Origin of the sequence: Nocardia sp. CA-084685, from assembly GCF_050955785.1 — a bacterium.
GTDB lineage: Bacteria > Actinomycetota > Actinomycetes > Mycobacteriales > Mycobacteriaceae > Nocardia.
The window spans coordinates 6,207,895-6,226,814 of sequence record NZ_CP192094.1 but is presented as its reverse complement, the minus strand read 5'-3'; the positions used below and the strand labels follow the sequence as shown (position 1 = coordinate 6,226,814).

The 18,920-nt window shown below is 65.3% G+C and carries 3 protein-coding genes; all 3 read right to left on the bottom strand.

Annotated elements, in window-relative coordinates; translation table 11 throughout:
- Positions 1–2 precede the first annotated feature (2 nt).
- Positions 3–647 (bottom strand): formylglycine-generating enzyme family protein, encoded by a 645-nt coding sequence (locus tag ACQP2U_RS27690; RefSeq protein WP_433716600.1) that lies wholly within the window; start codon positions 645–647, stop codon positions 3–5.
- A 222-nt stretch (positions 648–869) separates the two neighbouring features.
- The gene (locus ACQP2U_RS27685) at positions 870–1,547 is read right to left on the bottom strand and encodes a DUF6875 domain-containing protein (RefSeq protein ID WP_433710139.1); all 678 of its coding nucleotides are present in this window, start codon (positions 1,545–1,547) and stop codon (positions 870–872) included.
- Positions 1,544–18,682, bottom strand: coding sequence for an amino acid adenylation domain-containing protein (locus ACQP2U_RS27680; protein ID WP_433710138.1), 17,139 nt, complete (start codon positions 18,680–18,682; stop codon positions 1,544–1,546). Before ACQP2U_RS27680 ends, ACQP2U_RS27685 begins: the two co-directional genes overlap by 4 nt.
- Between the last annotated feature and the right edge of the window lie 238 nt (positions 18,683–18,920).

Sequence of the window (18,920 nt, the reverse complement as noted above, 5' to 3'; positions counted from 1 at the left end):
GCTCAGACGAGAATCGAACGCGCTATCCGGAAGCCGACATCATCGATCCGGTAGGTCGGATGGCTGCGCCGTCGCACCGAGGCCCGGCAGCTCCACTTCTCGTCGGACCACCCACCCCCGCGCAGCACCCGATATGAGTCGTACACCTCGGCGTCGTAAATGTCCCAGCACCAATCCCATACATTGCCGAGCATGTCGTACAGGCCCCAGGCGTTGGGTAGCTTGGCGCCGACCTCGTGCACGTGCTCCGCCGAATTGCCTCGATACCAGGCGATTTCGTCGAGCTCGCCATATCGCGGGCCCGAAGTGCCCGCCCGGCACGCATACTCCCATTCGGCCTCGGTCGGCAGCCGGTACCCGTCGCTATCGGCATCCCACTCGACCTCGTCGGCGTGCACGCGATACGCGGGCGGCAAACCCGCACCCAGCGACAGGCCATTGCAGAACCGGATCGCATCGAGCCACGAAACACCCTCGACCGGCAGCCGATCACCCCGAGACGCACTCGGCGCCCCGCCGGTGACCTGTTCATACTGCGACTGGGTAATCGAAAACGCCGCCAGCCCGAACCCCGCCACTTCGACCGCCCAACTTCGCTGGGTTCGCCGATCCGACAGCGTCACCTGCCCTGCGGGCAGCGCGACCATCTCGATTTCCGCACGCACAGCTAGCCGATCGTAATGCATGTGTGTCGGCTTGCGGCACCGCGACGAGCAGGGCAGGGCGTGGAGGTACAGGACCGCCGCAGCGTACGTCTCGTGCCGGTCGTCCCGGTGCAGAGCACGAATCCGGTGGTCACCCGGACCGTGGCCGCTGCCGTGTTGCCGCACCTGCCGAGCTGACGAAGCGCTGGTCCGTCGAACCCGACCTCAGCGAGTCTCGTCCGAGGCTTCGGTTGGCTGTATGAGTCGGTCGGACATGGTGCTGGTGATGAACTTGGGGATCGCTGGGGCGAATAGTTTGAGGTAGGAGTCCATCCATTCATGGCGGGAACTCAGGAATGGGAAGTCAGTGGGGGCCATATGACGAACGGCGAGCATGGGCAGTGGCGCGTCGAGTGCGGGGAAGGCCGGGTTGTGCAGCCCCGGGACGGTGCACCCCGGATAGAACTGCCCCAGCATCAGACCCTTTTCGACGAACCGAGACTTCTGTTCATGTTGAATCGCGTCGATATCGGTGTATTCGGTGAGGTCCGGGAAGACCGCGAGGAGAGCCTTGAGCCTGGACTCGGGTTCGTCCCGGGGCTCCAAGGTGGGGAACAGGCTGAACAGATCGTCGATGACTGCCGTCAGCTGCTCGATATCGATGGAACGACCTTCGATGAATGCTGCCCACAGGAAGTGGCTCGAGATGGCGCGGCTGGTGTATGGACATACCGGGCCGGATCGACCGAGGTCGGGGTGCGGCCGACACAGATATTCGACAGTCCACCTACGCAATTCGGTAGCACTGGGGTGCGAGCCGATTCGCACTGTCGTCGGATCGGGAGCGAACAGGTTGACTGGCTCGACGCCGGAACGTGTCCCGACGATTCGGTCGGTTCTCATGATCGGCTTGTCCTTGCAGAGGTGGGGGGCTCCCGTGGGGTGGTTCGGGATGACCGGAAGTGCTCGGTGAGCACGAATCCGATCGCGCGCAGCGAGTCGGGCTCGATCATCCGTTCGTGTCGGACCGGAATGCGATGTTCGGTGATCTGGCCGGTGATGAGGTTGTTCCACGCCAGGACCGGGGAGGGGCCGTCCGCTGTGTCGGCGGCAGCGCTGAAGTAGATCAGGTCACCGTCGAAGGGACTCGGCCGGTGATTCCACGTGAGGTCGACGAGCCGGGCGTAGTCGTCGTGCAGGATCACCAGATGCTCGGGGGTCACCGCAGTGAACAGTCCGCCTTGCCGGTGTAGCAGTTCGGCCGCGGCCGCGGCCGTGATATCCGCCGGGTCCGGTGGCACGTCGAGGCCGGCGAACTCGGCGAGCAGCTCCGCGATCGTAGGAGTGGGCACGCGGACGGTGCTCGCGGTGACGACGCGAGTATCCATCATGGCCAGGGTGGCGACGGTCTCACCGATGCCACGGAGTCGGACGGCGATCGCCTGCGCGATGGTGCCGCCGAGCGAGTAGCCGAGCAGGTGGTACGGGCCGTGCGGTTGGACAGTCCGGATCTCTCGGACGTAGCGGGCGGCCAGCTGGTCGAGCGTCTCGAACTGCGCGGTGGCGTCACTGAATGCCGGGGATTGCAGACCGTACACGGGGTGGTCGAGGTCGAGGTGCTGCACGAGTCCGCTGAAACCCCAAGCCAATCCGATGGCGGGGTGGACGCAGAACAGCGGCGGCGCGTCCCCGGTGGCGCGCAGGGGGAGAACGACCGACAGCGCCTCGCCGGGGTCCTGCTCGTCGAACCCATAGCGGCCGAGGTCGATGCGGCGGGCCAACGACTCGGGCGTCGGATCGGTGAAGATCCACTGCACCGGCACATTGACACCGGTCGACTCCGTCAGCCGCGCCACCAGCTCGGCCGCGGCAAGGGAGTTGCCACCGAGGGTGAAGAAGCCGTCGTCGAGGCCGACTCGCTCGAGACCGAGGGTTCGAGTGAAGGCGTCGCAGACGGTGGTCTCGAGCGCGGTGGACGGCGGCCGGAACCGAGCAGGTTGCCAGCGGGGTGTGGGTAGGGCTTTGTAATCGACTTTGCCGGTAGAGGTCAGGGCTATTCGGTCGACGGCGACTATGGCGGTGGGGATCATGTGTGTGGCCAGTCGCTTTGTGAGGTGCGCGGTCAGTGTGGCGGTGTCGGTCGTGGTGCCGGGAGTCGGCACGACATAGCCGACGAGCTGGTTGCCGCCGTTGGGTCGGGCGCGGACCGTGACAGCGGCCTGGTCGATATCGGGGTGACTGCGGAGCGCGGCTTCGATATCACCGGGTTCGATGCGGTGTCCGTTGATCTCGAGTTGCAGGTCACTGCGACCCGAGAATCGCAGAGTTCGGTTGGTCGTCCAGCTGACCAGGTCGCCGGTCCGATACATACGTGTCCCGGCCGGACCATACGGATCGGGGACGAATCGGGCTGCCGTGGTCGCGGACTGCCGGTGGTAGCCGCGGGCGAGGCCCGGTCCGGACACGTACAGTTCGCCGACCACTCCGGCCGGGACCGGGCGCAGTCTGCGGTCGAGTACGACGGCGGTGAATCCGAGCACGGGCCCGCCGATTGTCGCCGGGCCACCGCCCGTGGTTGTGGTCAAAGGAGCATGGCCGCAGCTGACGATGGTGGTTTCGGTAGCTCCATATGCGTTGAGCACGGTGCGGCCCGGCGTCCACTGTGCTGCCAGATCGGGTGGACAGGTCTCGCCGCCGAGGATCAGGGTATCGAGGGCGTCGAGTTCGTCCGGGGGCAGTGATGCGAGCACAGTGGGAGTGACGGCGGCATGGGTCACGTGTTCGGCTTTGATCAACTCGGCCAGTTCAGCGCCGGCGGCTACCGATGCGGGGGCGAGCACGAGGGTGGCGCCGGCCGTGGTCGCGCTGAGCCATTCGAGGATCGAGACGTCGAAGGTCGGCGAGGCGGCAGCCAGCATCCGAGAGGCACGGGTCAGGCCGAACCGCTCCCGTATTTCGGCGGCCAGGTTCGCTATCCCGGTATGGGTGACTACGACCCCTTTCGGGGTCCCGGTAGAGCCTGAGGTGTATATCAGGTAGGCCGGATGCTCAGGCCGTAACGGGGTCGTGCGCTCGGCATCATCGATCGCTGTGGGGTCCGCCCTCGTCGCGTCGAAGGCGGGATCGTCGAGGGCGAACCATCCGATCGCATCCGATAACCCGTCCCGGTAGGTCTCGAGGGTCAGCCCCACGGCGGCACCGGAATCGGCGAGAATGCGCGTGACGCGGTCGCGAGGATGGGTGGGGTCGATCTGAACAAACGCGCCGCCGGTCTTGGCGACCGCCCACACGGCGATGATGGCGTCGATCGAGCGCGGTAGCGCTACCGCGACTATCGCTTCCGGTCCGATCCCCATATTGATCAATGCCCGCGCCCACCGGTTGGAGGTTTCATCGAGTTCGCGGTACGACAGCCTTACGCCGTTGCCGACCAGCGCTTCCGTACCCGGCGTCGTCGTGACCGCGTCCGACAACACCTGCGGCAACACCGACATCACCGTTCCGGGCCGACCGCGGACGGGCACCAGTGTGGCCTGCTCGACCGGCGACAGCAGCTCCAGTTCGCTCAGCGGGAGGTCGATATGCGTGGCAACGGTGTCGAGCATCCGCAGCACTCGGTCGGCGAGGGCGTCGACCTGCTGTCGAGTGAACAGGTCGGGCAGGTATTCGAAAGTCAGGTGCAGTCGAGTGTCGTGGTGAACGATCAGGCCGAGCGGATAGTGCGCGGCGTCTCGTCCTTGAATGTCGAGGACGTGCATTCCGGCGATGTCGATGTCTTCGGACAGTCCGGTCCGGTCGACCGGGTAGGACTCGAAGACGGTCACGGTGTCGAACATCGCGCCGGGGCCGGCCACCTTTTGGATCCGGGCGAGTCCGAGGTGGTGATGGTCGAGTAGCGCCGTTTGTTCGGTTTGGATTCGCCGCAGTAGTCGGGCGAGGCTTTCGCGGTGGTCGAGCCGGACCCGCACGGGGACGGTGTTGACGAACAGGCCGATCATCGATTCGATGCCGGGAAGCTGTGGCGGACGCCCGGAAACGGTCGTGCCGAAGACCACGTCTTCGCGGGCGGTCGCGTTGGCGAGCACGAGCGCCCACGCCGCCTGGATGACGGTGTTGAGGGTGGCCTCTTGCTGGTTGGCCGCGGCGACCAGCGCCGCGGTGCGGTTCTGGTCGAGTTGCACTCGCACTTCGCGTGCGGCGACGGTGGGCCGGCGGCCACGGTTCGCGGGGGCCAGCAGAGTCGGCTCGGCCACACCGTCGAGTGTCTGTGCCCACGCGGTTTCGGCACCGGCCAGGTCCTGGCTGTTCAGCCACATCAGGTAATCGCGATAGGGACGCACTGGGGGCAGTGCCAAGTGGACACTGTCGCCGGCGTAGAGGGCCAGCAGTTCCCGAATCAGCAGTGGTGTGGACCAGCCGTCTATCAGGATGTGATGGATGCTCAACAGCAGGCGGTACTGCTGGGGGGCGATGCTGATCAGCGTCAGGCGTAGCAGTGGCGCCAAGGCCACGTCGAAATGGCGGTCGCTTTCCATGACCTGTTCGAGTGCGGCAGCGATGTCGTCGCGCTCGGCCAAGTCGACTTGGGCGAACGGTACCTCGACATGCCGGTACACCACCTGGACCGGCTCGTGGGCGCCGTCGCGCACGAATGCGGTCCGTAGGTTCGGGTGCCGTCCGAGGAGAGTTTGCGCGGCGCGGCGCAGCCGGTCCGCGTCGACCCGTCCGCCGAGTTCTACAGAGAGTTGCACGATGTAGGCGTCGGGTGCGCCGTCGGCGAGCTGGGCGTGGAACAGCAGCCCCGCCTGCAGCGGCGTGAGCGGCCAGATGTCGTCCAATGCGGGGTGTCGGGTCTCCAGCCGGTCGATCGCGGCTTGGTCGAGGTCGACGAGGCCGATATCGGAGGGTGTCAGCCCGCCGACACCGGGCCGGGACGCGTGCGCGGCGAGAGCCGTCACGGCGTCGCGCCACAGTTCGGCGAGGTCGGTGACTTCGGTGGAGGAGAGCACGCCGGTCGGGTAGTCCCAGGCGGCGGTCAGGGCGGGGCCGTCCGATGTATCCGCGGTGACCGCGTTGATGCCGAGCACGGCTGCCGCGGATGCGTCGGGATTCTGGCTGCCGCCGCCGTCGGTGGCGCCACCGGCGGGCATCCATCCGCTGTCGCGCAGCTGCGCGGGAATGGTGTCGAAACGACCGAGATAGTTGAAGCTCACCTGCGGGGTCGGCAGCGCACGCAGGATAGGGACGGTGTCCGCGTTCAGGTAGCGGAGCAGCCCGTAGCCGATTCCGCGATCGGGGATCGCGCGGAGTTGTTCCTTGACCGATTTGACCACCGCCGCCGCGGCAGCGCCCGCTGCGAACGCGTCGTCTATATCGATACCGGACAGGTCGAGCCGCACCGGGTAGGTGGTGGTGAACCATCCGACCGTGCGGGTGAGGTCGGCGCCGGGCAGCACCGCGTCGTGGCGGCCGTGGCTTTCGAGGGTGAGCAGCGTGTCGGTCACGTTGTCGCCGTGCCGGCGCCGCCATCTCGTCAGTGCCAGAGCGAGTCCGGCGATGAGGGCGTCTTCCACACTGCCGCGGAATATCCGGGGCAGGGTGGTGAGCACGGCGCGGGTCACCGCGGTCGGCAGCGTCACCTCGACAGCGGCGACCGTGGCTTGCACGTCCACATCCGGGTCCAGCGGGCGGGTACCGATCGTCGGATCAGCGGTACCGAGGGTGGATCGCCACCAGTCGAGTTCATCGAGGCGCTCGGCCGCGGTGCTGAGGCCGTAGGCCCAGCGTCGCATCGAGGTGCCGACGGGCGCGAGCCGCGGCCGTTGCCCGGCACTGATCTGGGCCCATGCCGAGGCGAGGTCGGGAATCAGAATTCTCCACGACACACCATCGACGACCAGGTGGTGGGCGACGACGAGCAGCCGTCCCGGCCGTTCGGCCCAGTCGAACCAGACCAGCTGCAGCACGATTCCGCTGCCGGGGTCGAGGCGTTCGGCGGCCGCGTTCGCCTCGGCGGCGGCGATCGCGGCGAAGGCGGCGCTGTCCGGTGCCGCTTGCACCGGCACGCGCCGGATCAGCCCGGCGGCGGTCATCGCGGCCGGCCGCACCTGCAATATCCACCCGGACGGCTGCGCGGGTTCTGGACGCACTCGGGCCCGCAGCATGTCGTGATGATCGATCACCGCTTGAACACTGGCCCCGATCCCGGTCATGTCTATGCCGCTCGGCAGTGTGAGCATCACCCACTGACAGAAACGGTCGAACCCGCCACGCTCGAACATCCAACACATGATCGGCGTCAGCGGTACCGGTCCCACGCCTGCTCCTGGGAGTTCCGTCGGGAGGGGGACCGCCTTCGTGCTGTCCCGGCCAGCGACCTGAGCAAGTCCGGCGACCGTCTTCCGCTCGAACACCTCCCGCGTGGAGAACACCAGACCTGCTGCCCGGGCTCGGGTTACCAACTGGATCGACATGATGCTGTCGCCGCCCAAGGCGAAGAACGAGTCATCGAGACCGACCGTGTCGATGCACAAGATCTCGGCGAACAGTCCGGCCAGGATTGTCTGCGCGTCGGTGATCGGCGCTCGGAATTCGGCTCGACCCGTGGTGAAGTCCGGCTCGGGTAGCGCGGCGCGGTCGAGCTTGCCGTTTTGTGTCACCGGCAGCGTGTCGAGCACCACTATGGCCGCGGGCACCATGTGCGAGGCCAGCCGCTGTCCGGCGAAAGCGAGGACCGCGGCTGGGGCGAGGTCGACGCCGGGCTCGGGCACCACGTACCCGACCAACCGGTCACCGGCGGCGCTCCGGTGGATGGTCGCGGCCGCGCGCGCCACGCCCGAGGCCAGCAAACCCGATTCGACCTCGCCGAGCTCGATGCGGAAACCACGGAGCTTGACCTGGAAGTCGGCCCTACCCACGTAGTCGAGCGCCAGATTCCCCTGGGGTAACCGCAGCCACCGCGCCAGGTCACCGGTCCGATACATGCGCTGTCCCGGCTCCGCGAACGGATTGGCGACGAACCGTGCTGCCGTCTGCCCCATTCGGTTGCGGTAACCACGAGCCAGCGCGGGGCCCGTGAGATACAGCTCGCCGACGACTCCGACGGGCACCGGCCGCAACCAGCCGTCTAGCACGACCTGCCCGATCCCGCGGATAGGTTCGCCGACCGTTACCGGCTCGCCTGCCACCAGCGGCGCACTGGCGTCGGTCAGGATGGTGGCCTCTGCCGGACCGTAGGTGTTGAACAATCTCCGACCCGGTGCCCACCGTAACACCAGGTCCGGTGGTGGCGCTTCACCACCGACGACGACGGTCTCGAGGTTCTCCAGCCCGACGGGGTCGACTGTCGCCAAGGCTGTCGGCGTCATCGCGGCGTGGGTCACCCGCTCACTCGACAGGAGCCGCGCCAGCTCGTTCCCGCCGTAGACGGTCGGCGGTGCGATTACCAGCCGACCACCCGAGGTGAACGCCCAGAGCATTTCCAGGACCGCCGCATCGAAACTCGGCGACGCGACATGCAGTACCCGCGCTCTGGGCTCGATATCGAACCGCGAACATTGCTCGGCCACCAGGTCAGCTATCCCTTGGTGCGACACCACCACCCCTTTCGGCACACCCGTCGAACCGGAGGTGTAGATCAGGTACGCCGCATGGTCGAGCCGGATCGGCCTTGTTCGCTCCGCATCGGTGACCGGTGCCTCGGACGTCTCGGCTTCGGCCGCCGCCTCGTCGAGGACCAACCACGGCACTGATCCCGGCAATCGACGCCGCCACTGGGACAAGGTGATTCCCACTGCCACGCCCGAATCGATGAGCATGTGTTCGATCCGGCCAGTCGGATACTGCGGGTCTACCGGCAGGAATGCCGCACCTGACTTCGCCACCGCCCATACCGCGAGCACCGACTCGACCGACCGCGGCAATCCCACCGCGACAATGGCCTCCGGCCCCACACCCCGATCGATCAGCAACCGTGCCAACCGATTCGACTGGGTATCGAGCTCTCCGTAGGTCCACCGCCGATCCTCGTACACCACCGCGACCGCCCCGGGATCCCGCTCGGCCGCCGCCGTCAACAGCTCCGGCAACAATCGTCCCGGCACCGCGGGGGAGCCCGACACCGGTGTCAACTCCCGGTATTCCGCGGCGGAGAGCAGGTTCAGCCGGGCCAGCGGTAGCTCCGGGTCGGTTGCGACGACGCCGAGCACGCGCTGGACTCGCCGCAGGGTTGCGTTCATAGTTTCGTGGTCGAACAGTTCGGGCAGGTACTTGATCTTCAGGTGCAGTCGGGTATCGACCTGTGCGACCAATCCCAGCGGATAGTGCGCGCCGTCGATGCCCGAGACGTCGACTACTCGCATGCCCGCGATATCGGTGTCCGCCGTCAGCCCGAAACGGTCGATCGGGAACGACTCGAACACTGTCATCGTGTCGAACACCGCCCCAGGCCCGGCGACCCGCTCGATTTCGGTAAGGCCGACGAACTGGTGGTCGAGCAGGGCCGTCTGCTCGGTCTGGATTCGGTCGAGCAGCTGTCCGAGGGTCTCGTCGGCGTCGAGACGGACGTGCACCGGCACTGTGTTGATGAACAGTCCGATCATCGATTCGATGCCCGTGATCCGCGGGGACCGTCCGGAGACCACGGCACCGAACGTCACGTTGTCCCGAGAAGTCAACGTGCCCAAAACGATTGCCCATGCCAGCTGGATCACGGTGTTGAGGGTGACGCCACGGCCCCTTGCGAGGCTCGTCAGCGCTGTGGTCTGCTCCTCGGTCAGCTCGCCGAGCACATCGCGGGATTCGGTGTAGCGGCGGGTGGGATCGCCCTGCGCCACCAGGGTCGGCTCCTCGGCGCCGTCGAACGCGCGAGCCCAGGCATCGAGCGCCGCGGCCGGGTCCTGCCTGGCGATCCAAGCCAGGAAGTCCCGGTAGGGGCGGACTTCGGGCAGCATCGTGGCGTCGCCGTTGGTGGCGTAGAGCACCAGCAACTCCTTCAGGAGCAGCGGCGTCGACCAGCCGTCGAGCAGCAGGTGATGATTGGTCAGCACCAGTCGGTAGCGCTGCGGCCCGGTCGTGACGAGCATCCAACGCAGCAGCGGGGCGCGAGCGGGATCGAACCTGGTTGCCCGGTCCGCCGCCAGGAGCAGCTCCCACTCGCGATCGCGTGCACTGTCATCGAGCCCGGACAAGTCGAGTTCCGACCAGGCGGCTTCGACGTCGTGCTGGATCACCTGCACCGGCCCGACATCGGCGTCGAAGGCGGTGCGCAAATTCGCATGCCGGTCCAGCAGCACTTGTCCGGCTCGGCGCAGCCGCTCCGAATCGACTTCTCCACGCAGTTCGAGAACCAGCTGGGTCAGGTAGGCGTCCACCGACTCCACCGACACCAACGCGTGGAACAGCAACCCCTCCTGTAATGGCGTCAGCGGCCAGATGTCGCTCAACGCCGGGTACCTGTTCTCGAGTCGCTCGATTTCGGCCTGCCCGAGCCGGACCAAATCGAGATCCGATGGTGTCCGTCCCCCGCCACCGGCATTGTGGGCAAAGGTCGCCAACGCGGTCAAAGCCCGGCACCACGACTGCGCCACCGCGGACACCTCGTCGGCGGTGAGCACCTCGGCGGGGTAGGTCCAGATGGCCCGCAACCGCGGCCCTTCTCCGTCGTCGCGGGTGCAGGCTTCGATGTCGAGTACCGCCGACACCGGCATATCCGGATTCCGCGCACCGACGATGTGGCCGCCGTCCACCGGCAGCCATCCGACCGCCGGAACCCCTTCGGGAATCCCGGTGGAGACGCCGCCGAGGTAGTTGAACCCGATCTGCGGCGTCGGCTGCGCACCGAGTGTCGAGCGGGTGTCGTCGTTGAGGTATCGCAGTAAGCCGTAGCCGATCCCGTGGTCCGGGATGGCGAGCAGTTGTTCTTTGACGGACTTGACCGCTGCGCCCATGGCCGGCCCACCCGCGCACGCGTCGTCGATATCGATCCGCGCCAGATCCAAACGCACCGGATAACTCGTGGTGAACCAGCCGACGGTCCGGGTCAGGTCCGAGCCGGCGACGACGTCTTCCTGGCGACCGTGCCCTTGGAGACCGATCACCATATCCGTCAGCCCCGCGGTCTCCGGCTCCCGCTCGCGCCGCCACTTCGTCACCGCCACCGCCAGTGCGGCCAGCAGTCCGTCGCCCACCCCGCCGTGGAATGTCGCGGGCACCTCGGTCAACAGCGTCTCGGTCACCTCGGGGGACAGCTCGATCTCGACCGTCCGAGCGGTGGCCGCCACGTCGATCGCGGGGTCGAGGGCTCGCGCCCCGATCAGCGGATCGGGCCCGTCGGCGGTTGCTCGCCACAGTTCGAGCTCAGCGGTGCGTTCCGGGTGTTGTGCCGCCTCGACCAGCCCATAGGACCACCTGCGCATCGACGTCCCGACCGGGGCCAGATCGGGCGGCTCGCCGGATTCGATCCGCGCCCACGCGACAGCGAGGTCGGCCACCAGCACTCGCCAGGAAGCCGTATCGATCACCGAATGATGCACCAGCACCAGGACTCGGCCCGGTTCCGCCGTGCGCACCGGATCGAACCAGACCACCTGCAGCACGATCCCGGCGTCCGGATCGAGCCGGTCGGCAGCGGAAGTCGACTCCGCCGCCGCCGATGTCGGGAACTCGGTGCTGGCTTGCATCGGCACCCGGTGGATGACGTCGTCGGCGCGAATCGTTCCTATCGGCAGCACATCCCACGCTCTGCGCCCGTCGTCGTAGGAGAGCCGTGCGCGCAGCATGTCATGCCGATCGAGTACCGCTTGCACGGTGTTCGCCAGCCGCTGCCGGTCGATTCCCCCCGGCAGATTCAGCATCATCGCCTGCGAGTAGCGGTCGTACTTCGACTCGGTCCGTTCGAGTAGCCGTCGCATGATCGGTGTCAGCGGTACTGGTCCCACACCTGCGCCGGGCAGTTCCGTCACAAGGGACGTCGCGGTGCCGTCGCGGACCGCGACCTCGGCCAGTTCGGCGACCGTCTTTCGCTCGAACACGTCGCGTGCGGAGAACGCCACACCGGCCGCCCTGGCTCGGGCAACCAGCTGGATCGACATGATGCTGTCGCCGCCGAGGGCGAAGAATGAGTCGTCGAGACCGATGGTGTCGATGCCGAGTACGTCGATGAATGCTTGGGTGATGGTGTGTTCGGTGGGTGTTCGGGGTGCTCGGAAGGGTTGGTGGTCGGTGAAGGTCGGTGGGGGTAGTGCTTTTCGGTCGAGTTTGCCGACTGGTGTCAATGGGATGTGGTCCAGGACGGTGATGGAGGTCGGGACCATGTAGGACGGTAGGTGGTGGGTGAGGTATTGGGTGAGGGTTGAGGTGTCGATGGTGTGGTCGGGTGTGGCGATGACGTATGAGATGAGTGTTTGGGTTCCGGTGTTGTTGTGGTGGCCGATCGTGATGGCGTAGGCGACGGTTTCGTGGGTGGTGAGTGTGGTGTCGATTTCGCCGAGTTCGATGCGTAGGCCGCGGATTTTCACTTGGAAGTCGGATCGGCCGAGGTGTTGGATTGTTCGGTGGGTGGTCCAGCGGACGATGTCGCCGGTGCGGTACATGCGTTGGCCGGGTATCCAGGGGCAGGCTACGAATCGTTCGGCCGTCACGTTTGTTCGATGGTGGTATCCACGGGCCAGTAAATCGCCGGCGACATACAATTCGCCGGCCACACCAACCGGTACCGGTTGTAGTCGTTGATCCAATACCCATGCCGAGACGCCGTGGATCGGGCGGCCGATCGTGACCGGCTCTCCGGCCGCCAAAAGGGTCCGCGTCGCGGTGATGGTGGTTTCGGTTGGACCGTAGTCGTTGCACAGCTTCCGGTCGCTGGCCCAGCGTTCGACCACCTCACTGCCGTAATTCTCACCGCCGACGATCAGGTGTTCCAAATCCGGTAGTGGCCAGCGGGTGTGGTCGATGGTGGACAGCGCCGACGGTGAGATAAGGGCGTGGCTGATGTGTTCGCGTTCGAGCAGTGCGGCGAGTTCATCCCCGCCGTAGACGTCGGTGGGTGCGACGACCATGGCAGCGCCGGCAGCCAGCGGCAGCAGCAACTCGAGTACCGATACATCGAAGCTGGGTGATGCCAGATGCAGCGCGCGGGAGCTGGGTTCGATGCCCATGGTAGCCCGGTGTGCCGCGGCGCAGTTGCCGAGTCCACGGTGGGTGACCGCTACGCCTTTGGGGAGTCCGGTTGAGCCGGAGGTGTAGATGAGGTAGGCGATATTGTCGATCCGCAAGGGACGAACCCGATCGCTGTCGGCGATCGGACTGCTGTCGGTCTCGTCGAGGTCGTCGAGTATCAACCAATCGGTGTCGTCGGGTAACTGCGCGTGTACGGATGCGGTTGTAATGCCGATGGCCGCTTTTGAATCGGTCATCATGTGGGTGATGCGCTCAGCCGGATAGGTCGGGTCGATCGGCAGGAAAGCAGCTCCCGACTTCGCGACCGCCCATACCGCGAGCACCGAGTCCACCGAGCGCGGAATACCAATCGCAACAACATCTTCCGGCCCGACACCACACCCGATAAGCCGCCGCGCCAACCAATTGGAGCGTCCGTCCAGCTCCCGATAACTCAAACCCTGACCATCACAAACGATCGCAGTAGCGTCCGGATCCAGCGCGACCGCCGCCGTCAACAAATCAGGCAATGTGACAGGCGATGCCGAAGACGCACCGGAGCGAGTCAACAGATCAGCCCGCTCAGCAGGTTCGAGGACATCGATCACCCCGACAGCAACTGTCGCATCGACGGTTACCGATTCCAGAATCCGAATCCACCGACGCACAACAGAATCGATCGTCGCGGGATCGAACAAATCCGTCGCATAAGTGACCGCGACAGTCATATTGCCGCTGTCATGGTTTTCCGACAGGATGAATTGCAGGTCGAACCGGGATACCTCGTTCGGCAGATCGACCATCGAGAGCTCGAGATCGGGGAGTCGCAGCGCTACCGGTTCCAGGTTCTGGAATGCCAGCATCACCTGGAACAGCGGGTGTCGTGCTGGGGACCGCTGTACGACGAGTTTGTCCACCACCTGCTCGAACGGAACGTCGGCGTGTTCGAAGGCGTCCAGATCGGTTTGTCTGATCCGGCCGAGCAGGTCGGTGAAGGATTCATCGAGATCGATCTCGGTCCGCAGTACCAGGGTGTTGACGAACATGCCGATCATGTCGTCGAGTGCGGCTATTCCGCGCCCGGCGATCGGTGTGCCGATCGGAATGTCGGTGGTGCCGCTCAACCGGGCGAGCAGCACCGCCAAGGTGCCGTGGATCGCCATGAATAGTGACGAATTATGCTGCCGCGCAAATCGTTCCAATGCCCGCACCAAACCGGCAGGCACCGAGTAATCGACCGTGGCGCCTCGATTCGACAGCACCACCGGCCGTGGCCGGTCGAACGGCAGACGGAGTTCATCGGCAATGCCGTCCAGAGCCTCGGTCCAGTATCGGAGTTGTTCGGTGCCCAGCGATTCCGGATCGCCGGGCGCGCCGAGGACAGCTCGTTGCCACAGTGCGTAGTCCGCGTACTGGACCGGTAGTGGTGCCCACGCCGGCGCCGCCCCGCGGATCCGAGCGGCATATGCGGTCGTCACGTCGCGCGCCAGCGGCGTCATGGAGAAGCCATCCGCGGCGATGTGGTGCACCACGACGGCCAGTACGTATTCCGGTTCCGTGCCACCGACAACGCGGAACAACCGGGCACGGGCGGGTGTCTGGGCGGTCACATCGAAGCCTTCGGCGACGAATTCGGTGATCGTCTCGACCAACTGGCTCGGCGCGACCGGCACCACGATCAGTTCGCGGTCCACGTTCTCGACGGGCTCGATCAGTTGGATCAGCGTTCCGTCGTGATCCGGATACCGCGTTCGCAACGACTCGTGCCTACCCAGCACGTCGACAACCGCCGAGTGCAGGGCGCCGACGTTCAAGTCGCCACGCAGCCGAATGGCGATCGGCATGTTGTATGCACCCGACGCCGTGTCGTACTGATTGAAGAACCACATCCGTTGTTGGGCTGGCGCCAACGGCACGAGATCGGGGCGCGGCCCGGCGATCAGCGGTGGGCGTCGGCGCCCTGTACCGGCATGCTGCTCTATGCGAGTGGCGAGTTCCGCGACTGTGGAAGCCTCGAACAACAGTCGCACGGGAATCTCGGCATCCAATGCGGCCCCGAGTCGCGCAGCGACGCGGGTGGCGACCAAGCTGTCGCCGCCGAGGGCGAAGAATGAGTCGTCGAGACCGATGGTGTCGATGCCGAGTACGTCGATGAATGCTTGGGTGATGGTGTGTTCGGTGGGTGTTCGGGGTGCTCGGAAGGGTTGGTGGTCGGTGAAGGTCGGTGGGGGTAGTGCTTTTCGGTCGAGTTTGCCGACTGGTGTCAATGGGATGTGGTCCAGGACGGTGATGGAGGTCGGGACCATGTAGGACGGTAGGTGGTGGGTGAGGTATTGGGTGAGGGTTGAGGTGTCGATGGTGTGGTCGGGTGTGGCGATGACGTATGAGATGAGTGTTTGGGTTCCGGTGTTGTTGTGGTGGCCGATCGTGATGGCGTAGGCGACGGTTTCGTGGGTGGTGAGTGTGGTGTCGATTTCGCCGAGTTCGATGCGTAGGCCGCGGATTTTCACTTGGAAGTCGGATCGGCCGAGGTGTTGGATTGTTCGGTGGGTGGTCCAGCGGACGATGTCGCCGGTGCGGTACATGCGTTGGCCGGGTATCCAGGGGCAGGCTACGAATCGTTCGGCCGTCACGTTTGTTCGATGGTGGTATCCACGGGCCAGTAAATCGCCGGCGACATACAATTCGCCGGCCACACCAACCGGTACCGGTTGTAGTCGTTGATCCAATACCCATGCCGAGACGCCGTGGATCGGGCGGCCGATCGTGACCAACTCGCCCACTGTCAGCGACGCGTTCAGCGTCGTGGAAATGGTGGCTTCGCTTGGTCCGTATTCGTTGAGTACGACACGGTCGCTGCCCCAGCGTTCGACCACCTCACTGCCGTAATCCTCACCGCCGACCATCAGATACTTCAGATCCGGTAGTGGCCAGTGGGTGTGGTCGATGGTGGACAGCACCGACGGTGAGATGAGGAGGTGGCTGATGTGTTCGCGTTCGAGCAGTGCGGCGAGTTCATCCCCGCCGTAGACGTCGGTGGGTGCGACGACCATGGCAGCGCCGGCAGCCAGCGGCAGCAGCAACTCGAGTACCGATACATCGAAGCTGGGTGATGCCAGATGCAGCGCGCGGGAGCTGGGTTCGATGCCCATGGTAGCCCGGTGTGCCGCGGCGCAGTTGCCGAGTCCACGGTGGGTGACCGCTACGCCTTTGGGGAGTCCGGTTGAGCCGGAGGTGTAGATGAGGTAGGCGATATTGTCGATCCGCAAGGGACGAACCCGATCGCTGTCGGTGACGGGCCGGTTGTCATCGGTGTTGGGCCGGTCGCCGGAAGTATCGAGATTGTCCGATATCAGCCAGTCCATATTGTCGGGTAGTTGCGCGTGTACGGATGCGGTTGTAATGCCGATGGCCGCTTTTGAATCGGTCATCATGTGGGTGATGCGTTCGGTCGGGTAGGTCGGGTCGATCGGCAGGAAAGCGGCCCCGGATTTGGCTATGGCCCATACCGCGAGTACCGAGTCCACCGAGCGCGGAATGCCGATGGCGACGATGTCTTCGGGTCCGATGCCGCGCTCGATGAGCTGTCGTGCCAACTGGTTGGAGTGTTCGTCGAGCTCTCGATAGCTCAGTTGTTGTCCGTCGTAGATGATCGCGGTGGCGTCGGGATGGAGTGTGGCCGCTGCCGCCAGCAGAGCGGGCAGCGTGGTAGGGGTTGTCGAAGGCGCGCCGGAGCGGGTCAGCAGGTCGGCTCGCTCGACGGGTTCGAGTACGTCGATGACTCCGACGGGAATGGATGGATCGGTCGTTATCGATTCCAGAATCCGAATCCACCGATGCGCAAGAGAATCGATGGTCGCGGCGTCGAACAGATCCGCGGCGTAGGTGACCGTGACGGTCATATCGCCGCTGTCATGGTTTTCCGACACCAGGAACTGCAGGTCGAAACGAGACGCCTCTTCGAGAAGGTCGATCCCCGACGGCGCGAGACCGGGCTCCGGATTCCGCAACGCCAGCATCACCTGAAACAGCGACTGCCAGGACCGAGACCGCTGCGGAACGAGTTCGTCCAGCATCTGCTCGAACGGAACATCGGAGTGGTCGAAGGCATCCAGATCGGTTTGTTCGACACGACCGAGCAGGTCGGTGAACGATTCATCGGGATCGATCTCGGTCCGCAGCAGCAGAGTATCGACGAATCCGTCGGTGGCATCGTCGCGCGCGGCGATCGGTGTGCCGATCAGAATGTCAGTGGTGCCGCTCAACCGGGCGAGCAGGACTGCCAATGTGGCGTGGATCGCCGTGAACAGTGACGAACTACGCTGCCGCGCGTACCGTTGCAACGCCGAAACCAGATCGGCACGCAACGGGTACCGTGCGGTCGTGCCTCGCTTCGACAGCGCCGCCGGCCGCGGCCGGTCGAACGGCAGGCGAAGCTCTTCGGGAAGGTCCGTGAGCGCGGCCTGCCAGAACGCCAGATTGTCACGGCGACGCCTGATCCGGGCACCCGCACGGGCGCTGTCGGGGTGAACCTGCTCGATAGCGGTGTCCGGCGCGGCGGCGAACGCGTCGAGGAACTCCCCGAATCTGGTGCAGTGCGCCGAGAGTTCGGCGTCGGTATAGAGGTTGGGATTGGCCAGGAAGTGCAGGATCGTCCGCGGCGGATCCCCGGTTTGATACAGGTCGATCAGCAAGTCGTCGACCGGCCCTGAGCTGAGGATATGGACTTCCCCGGTCATTGATCCGAACCGGATCTCCTGGTGGAAGAACATGACATTCACCACCGGGCCCGCGAAACGCCGCTGTCCGCCGTGGTATCCGGCGGCGGCACGGATATCGGTTAGGCCGCACCGCTGGTGCCGCAACGCCCCCACCAGATCGGACTGCACCCGCCGCGTAACTGTCGCAACGGTATCGCCCGAATCCAGCAGGAGCGGAAGGGGTGCGACATTGACGAACATCCCGCCGGAGCGGCGCAGTACGGCGTTGGTGCGACCCGAAACGGGAATATTGACCATAACCTCATCGCGGCCGGTCATCCGGGCCAGGTAGCAGCCGAACGCGGCGATTACCACCGCGGCCGGGCTCGCATTCATGGCTTTCGCGGAATGATCGATCCGCTCCACCGTCTCCGGCGAAAGTTCGGCGGTTGTCACCGTGCTGTCCGCGCGGGCCGGTGCGTGCCCGTCGACCAGGCTGGACTCGTCCCCGGCGTCGGCGAGTCTGTTCAGCCAGTATTCCTGATCGTCGGCGAATCGCTTGGACTCCCGATAGTCGCGGTCGGCCTGGTACAGGGCGCGTACGTCCGCCGCCCGGTTCGGCTCCGCCGTCTGTCCCCGCACCGCCGCGGTGTACAGCGCCGCGATGCGGTTCACGATCATCATTCCGGCGTAGCCGTCCAACGCGACATGGTGGATTCTGGTGTACAGCAGGTAATGCAGGTCCCCGACCTGGACAATCGCGGTTCCCACCAACCGGTCCCGCGTCATGTCGAGGGGCGTGGTGTACTCCCGATGCATCCACTCCAACCCCGCAGCAACGGGATCCGGTGCACCGCGTACATCGATTACCGGCCCCGCGTACTCGAGCGACGGGTCGAAGAACTGATACGGCTCGCCGTCGACCTCTACCAGCCGCAGGTATCCGGACTGGAACTCGTGGCCTGCTCGAATCGATACCTCGCGTAGGAGATCGACATCGAGATCTCCATGCAAGTCGATGTACTGTGCCTCGGAGATCGGCACATCCGGACGCAACTTCTGCGCCAGCCATAACCCACGCTGCCCAGCGGACAGCGGCACCTGCGCTATTGCTGACACGTCCGGCTCGGTAACGCCGCTCGATCCCGCCTCGGGATGCTGCGGTGGTCGCAGAACAGTCATTGAACTTTCCTCTATTCCCGACCACGGCTCAGTCTAAGCTGATTAGTTTGCTATGCAAACCCGGTTTTCGAAATTCGCATCGCGAAATGCTCACCGTATTCATAAGGGTGACACGGAATGATCTAGATTTTCAGCGAGAGCGTTAACCTGGAGGTCGGATGGGCCGAATGTAACGCCGTATGACGCAGGGCCTTCGGCGCTCGATCCGATGACCGAATGCCCTGGCCACGAAGGTGTA

Coding starts and splice junctions, on each gene's coding strand:
- ACQP2U_RS27680 (WP_433710138.1), bottom strand. CDS start 18,682: ATGACTGTTCTGCGACCACCGCAGCATCCCGAGGCGGGATCGAGCGGC.
- ACQP2U_RS27685 (WP_433710139.1), bottom strand. CDS start 1,547: ATGAGAACCGACCGAATCGTCGGGACACGTTCCGGCGTCGAGCCAGTC.
- ACQP2U_RS27690 (WP_433716600.1), bottom strand. CDS start 647: ATGGTCGCGCTGCCCGCAGGGCAGGTGACGCTGTCGGATCGGCGAACC.